At 57.2% G+C, this 7,211-nt stretch carries 8 protein-coding genes, 1 tRNA gene and 2 riboswitches; of the genes, 6 read left to right on the top strand and 3 right to left on the bottom strand.

Features of this window, described 5'->3' with window-relative positions; translation table 11 throughout:
- Both AC1DH9_RS17240 and AC1DH9_RS17235 read left to right on the top strand, forming a co-directional pair.
- Window positions 1–789, top strand: a 789-nt coding sequence (locus AC1DH9_RS17240; protein WP_477808477.1) for a SelB domain-containing protein, incomplete at its 5' end; no start/stop codon positions are given.
- A 6-nt stretch (window positions 790–795) separates the two neighbouring features.
- Window positions 796–891: transfer RNA gene (locus AC1DH9_RS17235), tRNA-Sec, on the top strand.
- Window positions 892–951: 60 nt separating this feature from the next.
- Here the strand turns inward: AC1DH9_RS17235 and AC1DH9_RS17230 are convergent.
- Window positions 952–1,902 (bottom strand): magnesium transporter, encoded by a 951-nt coding sequence (locus tag AC1DH9_RS17230; RefSeq protein WP_427545418.1) that lies wholly within the window; start codon window positions 1,900–1,902, stop codon window positions 952–954.
- 145 nt (window positions 1,903–2,047) lie between these two features.
- Window positions 2,048–2,223: riboswitch (M-box (ykoK) riboswitch) on the bottom strand.
- Between the two features lie 373 nt (window positions 2,224–2,596).
- Window positions 2,597–2,757: riboswitch (yybP-ykoY riboswitch) on the top strand.
- 33 nt (window positions 2,758–2,790) lie between these two features.
- Between AC1DH9_RS17230 and AC1DH9_RS17225 the strand changes: the two genes are divergently transcribed.
- Window positions 2,791–3,783: a sodium:calcium antiporter gene (locus AC1DH9_RS17225; RefSeq protein ID WP_427545420.1), complete on the top strand. Its 993-nt coding sequence runs from the start codon at window positions 2,791–2,793 to the stop codon at window positions 3,781–3,783.
- Window positions 3,784–3,786: 3 nt separating this feature from the next.
- Here the strand turns inward: AC1DH9_RS17225 and AC1DH9_RS17220 are convergent, their stop codons facing one another.
- A complete protein-coding gene (locus AC1DH9_RS17220) occupies window positions 3,787–4,710 on the bottom strand; it encodes a LysR family transcriptional regulator (RefSeq protein WP_427545422.1) in 924 nt (307 codons plus the stop codon).
- 103 nt (window positions 4,711–4,813) lie between these two features.
- Here AC1DH9_RS17220 and AC1DH9_RS17215 point away from each other — a divergent pair, with 103 nt between their 5' ends.
- The 3 genes from AC1DH9_RS17215 (at window position 4,814) to AC1DH9_RS17205 (ending at window position 6,889) form a co-directional block, all read left to right on the top strand.
- Window positions 4,814–5,371 carry an ester cyclase gene (locus AC1DH9_RS17215; RefSeq protein ID WP_442114825.1) on the top strand — a complete coding sequence of 186 codons (558 nt, stop codon included), beginning with the start codon at window positions 4,814–4,816 and terminating at the stop codon, window positions 5,369–5,371.
- A gap of 13 nt (window positions 5,372–5,384) precedes the next feature.
- Window positions 5,385–6,422, top strand: a complete 1,038-nt coding sequence (locus AC1DH9_RS17210; protein WP_427545426.1) for a polysaccharide deacetylase family protein — start codon at window positions 5,385–5,387, stop codon at window positions 6,420–6,422.
- A 122-nt stretch (window positions 6,423–6,544) separates the two neighbouring features.
- The gene (locus AC1DH9_RS17205; RefSeq protein WP_427545428.1) at window positions 6,545–6,889 is read left to right on the top strand and encodes a cupin domain-containing protein; all 345 of its coding nucleotides are present in this window, start codon (window positions 6,545–6,547) and stop codon (window positions 6,887–6,889) included.
- Between the two features lie 47 nt (window positions 6,890–6,936).
- Here the strand turns inward: AC1DH9_RS17205 and AC1DH9_RS17200 are convergent.
- Window positions 6,937–7,211, bottom strand: a 275-nt coding sequence (locus AC1DH9_RS17200) for a tyrosine-type recombinase/integrase (RefSeq protein ID WP_477808476.1), incomplete at its 5' end; no start/stop codon positions are given.

Genomic DNA, 7,211 nt, shown 5'->3' with positions numbered 1-7,211 from the left:
GGCGAAAGCCTGGAGCAAATACTGCCAGTGCTGCTTGCCAATAGTGACGCAGGGCTTGACCCACTGCGCCTGGAGCGGCAGTTCAATCGTCTGCGCAGCACCTGGCATTTGCCGGCGGATGTCCGTGTCATTGCTACGCGCCAAGGTCCGTTATTGTTCAACACCGAACGCTGGGAGGCGCTGAAAGTCTCGTTGCTGGAACACCTGGCGCACTTTCATCAACTTGAACCGGATGAGCTGGGCCCGGACCGGGATCGCTTGCGGCGATTTTCGGCCATGTCGCTGGACCGGCCAACCTTCATCAGTCTGCTCGACGAAGTGCTGTCCAGCGGCGCCATTACCGTCAGTGGGCCGTGGCTGCACTTACCCGAACACCAGGTGCGACTGAGTGAAGAAGACGAGGCCATGTGGCAGCAGTTGCAGCCATTGTTCGAGCAAGCTGGCTTCGATCCACCCTGGGTGCGCAACCTGGCCAGCGCCATCGGCCGTGACGAAGCTGACGTGCGTTTGCTGCTGCGCAAGATGGCGAGATTAGGGCTGGTTCACCAGGTCGTCCGTGACTTGTTTTACCTCGACACGTCGGTGCACCAGCTGGCGGCTATGCTGATGCAACTGGTCGACGACAATCCGTTGATTCAGGCGGCGGCGTTTCGCGACAGGGTAGGGATCGGCCGCAAGCGCAGCATCCAGATACTCGAGTACTTCGACCGGATCGGCTTGACCCGCAGGCTTGGCGACCAGCGTTGCATCCGTGCAGACAATGCCCTGGCACAGCGCCCCGAGAGCTGACATCAAGGAAGGCAATCGCGTCCGGTGGCGCGGCCGGGCTTCAAACCCGGTTGGGGACGGCAGCCGTTCCCGGGCAGGTTCGACTCCTGCTGCCTTCCGCCATTTTTTTCAAAAACAGGACGGCCCCGGGATCTGGCGATTCGGGKCTGTCTGGTGAGTGGCTTAAGCCGGCAGGTCGGTCATCACCATTTTGGCGATGTTGAAATAGATCACCAGGCCGGTACCGTCGATAAAGGTCGCGATGAAAGGAGCCGAGACCACGGCTGGATCGATGCGCAGTTTTCTTAACAGCATCGGGATGATCGATGAGACAACGGCGCTCCAGATGGTGATGGCGACCAGCGTCAGGCAGACCACCATGGCGATTTCCGATCCCACTCCGAGCATCCACGCCCGAATCCACGCCACGACACCGATGGCCAGCGCGATCATGAAGGAGGTGGTCACTTCCTTGCGCAGCACCGTGCCGACATTGCGCAGGCTGACTTCGCCCAGGGCCATGGCCCGTACCAGCGTGGAAGTGATCTGGGTCCCGCTGTTGCCGCCAGTGCCGATCAGCAGGGGAATGAAGAAGGCCAGGGCAATKGCGGCTTCGAGTTGCTCTTCAAATACCTGCAAGATGGTGCTGGTGTAGGCTTCGGCGAGAAACAGCAGCAGTAGCCACGGCAAGCGCTTTTTCCACAAACTCCACGGGCTGGTGCTGAGGTAGGGCGTTTCCAGCGGCAGGCTCGCGCCTTGGCGTTGAGCATCGTCGGTGCCTTCGTCCTGAATCAGCGTCGCGATTTCTTTTTCATACAGCACGCCCAATAGCCGGCCTTCGCTGACCACGGGAACGATGTCCACGCCTTTCTCGATCAGCTCGGGCGCGACATCGTGCCGGAGTTGATTCGGCGAAACCGAAAAGCGAATGGGCATCATCAGATCCCGAACGCAAAGGTCGGTGTTTTTCTCGGTGAGCAGTGTTTTCACCGACAGTTGGCCATGCAAAGCGCTGCGCGGGTCGGTGACAAAGATGTGGGCCGGAATATCATCGTCCGGCAGTTGCTTGAGCAGATGTTCCCTGGCCTGGTTGACCGTCATGTTGCCGGTCACGGTGATGAGCAGAGGGCTCATGTAAGACACCACCGTATCTTTGAGGCGGATGTCCTTGAAGGTGGAAGGGGTAGCGCTTGCCATTGACATTTGAGGTAGTCCCCATAGCTGTTTTGACCACAAACAGATCTCACACAGGGGCGTAAACCAGAGAAGAGAGTGCAGAAAGCGATCTCCACGTCTAGGTTTTGGCACTGTACAACGTATCCGGGCCACATTGGCCGGAAGTCACTTTGGGCTAAACCTTAATCCGATAGAGCCTGTCTTAACCTTGGGCGTCTCTCGACGTCGTCAGATCAGTGACCTGTGTTTGTACAGGAGCCTCGCCGAACGAGATACTGCAACATTAAATAAACCAGGACGGTACCGATCTGGAGTCGGGCAACGCCGGCGTGAGTTTGCAGTTGTTTAATTACCTCCTGAATAACAATTGCCATTAAAGGGTGTTTGATAACCCCCTGAAGGATCACTTCCTAAACAAGAATAAGAGGGATTGTTTTTGCTGTAACCCACTCAATGGATAATGTTCAGCGTTCATTCAGAAAGTGATAGTGAAGGTTTTTAAGACATAGTATGTTACAAATGTTTTTATCGAGCACTTAAAGTGCTGCCAGCTCTAGCTATATATGAATTTTCAGCAAAATAATGAGGTTCAGAGTTTGAAAACCCGCAACTAAGCCGTTGACGCATTAGTACCTGATCTTTAGGATCGCCGCTCCCTTGGGGAGTAGCCGCCTTCGTTTCCGGAAGGGGTCACGTCAACATACTTGGCTCGCAAGCCATGGCGTGACCGGTCATATGACTTGGCAAGACCATTGGTGAAGATACCTGTCTGTGGGTCGGACGCGGGTGTCTGAACCATTGGCTCTTGTGTCCGGCCCCTCAGGTTTCCTTATGCATTCAATGCCCATGACGTTTGCGTTGCTGTTGGGCTCCGCGGTTGTCATCTATCTGGCTTGTGAATACTTCGTTAATGGCATCGAGTGGGTCGGTCGCAAACTTGCGGTCGGGCAACAAGCCACGGGTTCCATTCTAGCGGCCTTTGGTACGGCATTACCGGAAAGTGTCATCACGTTTATTGCCGTTGTGTTTGGCGACACGCCAGAGCAGAAGTCCCTCGGCGTCGGTGCTGCACTTGGCGGACCTCTGGTCTTGGCGACGATCGCCTATGCGGTAGTCGGTGTAACACTCTTGCTGTGTCGTCAGCGCCTGGCGAATACCGAGGCCATCCGTCAGGACTTCAAGCGACTCAGCCGTGATCAAGGATGGTTCCTCGTAATCTTTGTGGCGAAGATCGCGCTCGGTCTTGTCGTGTTCGCCTACAAACCTTGGCTGGGTATTCTTTTCCTGGCGGCCTATGCAGCGTATTTCTGGAAGGAAATGCGCGGTGAGCAGGATGAAGAGGAGTATGAACTCGAGCCCCTGAAACTTGCGCCAGGCAAAGCGACTCCGTCGACCTCGGCGGCGGTGATTCAAACGCTTATTGCATTGGCGGTTATCTTTGCGGCCTCTCACTTCTTTGTCGGACAACTCGACGCTCTGGGCCCCATGCTGGGTATCCACCCTCAATTGCTGGCGCTGTTGCTCAGTCCGATTGCTACCGAACTGCCTGAAACGCTGAATGCGATCATTTGGGTTCGCCAGGGTAAACACCGACTGGCCTTGGCCAACATCAGTGGCGCCATGATGATTCAAGCCACAGTGCCCACTGCATTCGGGCTGTTCTTTACGCCTTGGGCGCTGGACACGTCGCTGGTTCTGGCGGCAATCATCACCCTGATAGGTGTGGGCATCATGTTCTTCGCTTTCCGAAAGGGCACCATCTCGCGCTGGCTATTGGCATCGATGGTGTTGCTGTACATCCTCTTTGCAGTTCTTTTGAAGGTTCTTGATCTGGCGTAGCTGTCAGCTCAAAAAGTCGTCCAGGTGGCTGGATTCTTCTGCAAAGCGCTCGACCAGAAAATCCAGAAGGGCACGTACGCGAGGCGCCATGTACCGGTTGCGTTGATACAGGGCATGTACCGGCGCCTCCGCAGTTCGCCACTCCGGCAACAGGATCTTCAAGCGTCCTGCTCGCAGGTCCGGGCCAATATCCCACAGCGATTTCATCGCAATGCCGTAACCGTGAACCGCCCATTCTCGGGCGACCGCGCCGTCATTCGTCTCGCGAGCGTTTGCAAGCGGGACCGTATAACTGTCGACTTTGCCATTGCGGGTGAAGCACCAGTCGTTCGCGGGCCCGGCAACAGAGTTGAGGACAATACAGTCGAAACACTCCAGATCCCGTGGGTGCTCGGGGACGCCATGCTTTGCAAGATACCGGGGCGATGCGCACAAAACGCGCCGGTTGGGTGCCAAGGGCCGGGCAATGAAGGAGCTGTCCGGCGGCACACCGAATCGGATGGCGAGATCGATATCGTCTTGCAGCAAATGCGACAGCGAATCCGACAGCACCAACGCGAACTTCACCTCGGGGTATTGGGTGTTGAACTGGTCAAGCCAGTTCTTCAGCACGTTGCGCCCGAAATCCGAGGTTGCGGAAATTCGCACCTTGCCCCCCACAATGCTTTTCCCGGCCTGTAGAAAGGCATGACCATCGTCGAGTGCCTGGAGCGCCTGCTGACAATAGGCCAAATACGCCTGCCCCTCATCCGTCAAGCGCAGGTGGCGTGTCGTGCGCTCGAACAGACGCGTATGCAACGCCGACTCGAGCTTGACGAGGCGCGCACTCGCGGCAGCGGGGGAGAGTCCGAGTTTGCGGCCAGCGGCCGACAAACCGCCCAGATTGGCTGCTTCGACAAACAGCCGGATGTCACCCAGGTAGTCCATGATATTTCGATATTTTTTGAAAGTTATTCAAATAGTACGCCAATTATCAAACTGACGAGACATACCCAGAATGGCGACATCAATCAACGTTTGGAGCATCCTGATGTCGCTTTTCCCTGTTGCACGCCTGACCCATGCACGTTGCTGGTTACTCTCTTCCCTGGTCGCCGTCGCGGTGAGCCCCGTCTTCGCCGCGACCGATCCGCTCGTCCAGCCCCGCACGGTGATCGTCGACCATAGTCTTGCGAAGGCGCAGGTCGACGCGCAGATCCTGGCCGCACGCCGTTATGGCACGTTCTGGACCACCGGCGACGAAGCGCTCGCCCGCGCCGCCCTGGCACCCGACTTCAAGGATTCGACACTGCCGCCAGGTCGCCCCCAAGGCATTACCGGACCGATCGCGGCATCGAAAACCATGCACGCGGCGATTCCTGATATCCAGTGCGAAGTGGAACAGATGATGGTGGTCGGCGACCGGGTCATCGCTCATTTGCGTTTCACCGGTCACTTTACCGGCCAGTTCAAGGGCGTCCAGGGCACAGGGCAGACGATCGACTTCATCGCGACGGACATCTACCGCGTCGTCGAGGGGCGTATCGCCGAGAACTGGCATCTCGAAGATAACCTGACCCTGCTGCAACAGCTCGGCATGGTGAAGTAAGGGGATCACGCTGATGGACATTGATCATGAATCCATTGCTGACGACTCCAGTACATTGGCACAAGTCAGTCGCCGGACATTTCTCAATCGCGCCGGAGCGGCAGCAGGTGTGCTTGCTGCAAGTGCGGTGCTCCCTGCCGTCGCAGTCGCGCAAGCCGAGGCATCCACGCCAAAGCTCACGGCTGCACCACGCCATGGTCAGTTCTGGCCGGACGGTATTCGGCTGGTCGTTTCCATTTCCATGCAATTCGAGGCGGGCGGACAGCCGTCCAAGGGGACGGACAGTCCTTTTCCCAAGGTAGATTTTCCGCCAGATATTCCAGCGGATCCTGCAGCCAACACATGGTTTGCCTATGGCTATCGCGAGGGCATCCCGCGCATGCTCGATCTGTGGGATCGCCACCAGGTCAAGGTGACTTCGCACATGATCGGCGAGGCCGCTCAGCGGCATCCAGAACTGGCAAAGGAAATCGTTGCGCGCGGCCATGAAGCAGCCGGACACGGCCCTCGCTGGAGTTCCCAGTATGCGATGAGCCGCGAGGAAGAGCAGCAGTTCCTCGTTCAGGCAGCCAGCATGGTCGAAGCCGTCACGGGGCAGCGGCCAATTGGCTACAACTGCAACTGGCTGCGGCGGGGTCCAAACACACTGTCGCTGCTGCAAGAGTTGGGCTACGTCTACCACATCGACGATCTGAGTCGTGATGAGCCGTTCATCGAACAGGTCAATGGCAAGGATTTCGTCGTGGTGCCGTACACGCTGCGCAACAACGACATCCTGCTGATCGAGGGCCGCAACTATTCACCGAGCCGGTTCCTGGAACAGATCAAGTTGGATTTCGATCAACTCTACGAAGAGGCCGGCACACGCCGCCGCATGATGTCGGTCAGCGCGCATGACCGCATCAGCGGCTCGCCACAGATGGTGAGGGTCTGGGACGAATTTCTACGTTACGCCAAAAGCCGTCCGGGGGTCGCGTTCATGCGTAAGGATGAGATTGCACGCTACGTCCTCAGCAGTCCGCTGACTCTGCGCGAAGCCGAAACACTATAAAAGTGTGCATCTGGTCGAAGCCGAGACCGTTATAGGGCCCCGTAGCGTTACGATAGTGTCCCGGTTAGCCTTTCAGGGTGTCTACTTACAGTCAGCCCTGTCTGTACAGAGAGGAGAACACGATGAGCAACGAACAAGTTGCACCTGAAACGAAAGGTGTTGCGGTGAAGTTACTTGCCACCGTTGACCTTGGCCCAGAGATCGAGGGTATGGCAGGGCGTCAGCTTCGAATGCGTATGGTGACCATCGAGCCGGGAGGCGTCTTCGGGCCGGTTCACAACCATATAGACCGACCGGGCATCGTCTACATTCTGCAAGGCACGATCACTGACCATCGAAATGGAGTCGCCACGGACTATGGGCCCGGAGTGGGCTGGCCCGAGGACAGGAACACCACGCACTGGCTTGAAAACAGAGGAACGGTTGCGGCGGTGGAGATCTCGGTCGATATTGTCAGGCAGGAGTGAGGTCAGCTGTTGAGCGGTTATCAGGCAACCTGAATTAATGCCACTTTCTAGAGCTTTTCGGCGAGAACGCTGGAATGTTTTCGAGGCATTGGCGAAGGAGAGGACGAATGCTCCATAGCCAATTCCCCAAATGAGTCGGCCGTGTCGATATAGCGCATGGCCGATTTCATGTCCTTCCAGCCGACGTACGTCATCAGCGCTTTGACATCCCAGCCATTAGCGGTAGCCCAGGTCGCAAACCCTCGACGTAATGAGTGGCTGGTGTACAGCTCGCCGGGCACGCCTGCTCGGCTAAACACTCGACGCAGCAAAGGGATCAGGC

It is taken from the genome of Pseudomonas sp. 05T35, assembly GCF_056396605.1.
Note: the sequence above shows the minus strand (reverse complement) of the source record. Positions and strands in the feature narration are given on the sequence as shown.